The organism is Allobosea sp. P4_C6 (assembly GCF_056402015.1).
In genome coordinates this window covers 1-874 of record NZ_JBFUIF010000296.1, presented here as the reverse complement: position 1 = coordinate 874, position 874 = coordinate 1, and the positions used below count along the sequence as shown (strand labels likewise).

Annotated in this window: 1 protein-coding gene; it reads left to right on the top strand. The window is 57.1% G+C overall.

Features of this window, described 5'->3' with window-relative positions:
• Positions 1-246: 246 nt before the first annotated feature.
• A complete protein-coding gene (locus AC1DVA_RS28770) occupies positions 247-759 on the top strand; it encodes a L,D-transpeptidase (RefSeq protein WP_476808185.1) in 513 nt (170 codons plus the stop codon).
• Positions 760-874: the final 115 nt, after the last annotated feature.

The following is an 874-nucleotide window of genomic DNA, read 5'->3' as shown; positions in this document are numbered from 1 at the left end:
TCAGCGAGGAGCGCGACAATCTCGTGGTCAATTTCGGACATTTCTCTTCACTTCCCCAAGTGAGCGTTTGCTTCTCGTGTCATTGATTCTGCGATCCCGATAAGATTTCGGCAGGCTATTAGCGCGGAATGCGCGAGCCGTCATCAAATTTCGGCATGTCAGACAGCTGTTGTGCTCTTTCTGCTACCGATTTACAGTCGGAAGCCATTGGGCTACTGCGATTGCGATAATGTGGGCGTCATAGAAATGCTGATCTTTCGGGTAATGCTTCGGGCGGGCATCGTATTGGTGTCGTTTGCGATTGCGGGAGCGGTTCGGGCACGCGAAATCGTGGCTTATAAAGGCGACGCGGTGCCAGGCGCGATCGTTATCAGGACGAAGGAGCGGAGCCTGTATTTGGTGCAAGGCAATGGCTCTGCGATCCGGTATCGCGTGGCCGTTGGGAAGGCCTCCAAGCAATGGCTCGGCGAAGTGCTGGTCGAGGGCAAGCATGTCGAGCCGGCCTGGTCGCCGCCTGACGAGATCAAGCGCGATAACCCAATGCTTCCGGACGTTATTCCCGGTGGATCGCCACGAAACCCGATGGGCGCGCGCGCGCTTACGCTCTCTGGGGGCGGCCAATATGCAATTCACGGCACCAATCGGCCCAATTCCGTCGGCACATTCGCGTCCTATGGGTGCTTTCGGATGTTGAACGAAGATATCGTCGACCTATTCGACCGCGTTGCGGTCGGAACCCCAGTTCTCGTTCTGCGCTGATTGCTGGGTGAGTTCGGTTTGCTAGCCGCCCGTCGGGGACGACCCAGCAAGCGCGTGAAAGCGAAAAAGGCTCTCGTTATTGAACGCGGTCGGAGGTGAATTCGACCTCCTTGAC

Bases quoted from the DNA above. Each gene is read 5' to 3' on its own strand.
- AC1DVA_RS28770 (WP_476808185.1), top strand. From the start codon at position 247: ATGCTGATCTTTCGGGTAATGCTTCGGGCGGGCATCGTATTGGTGTCG.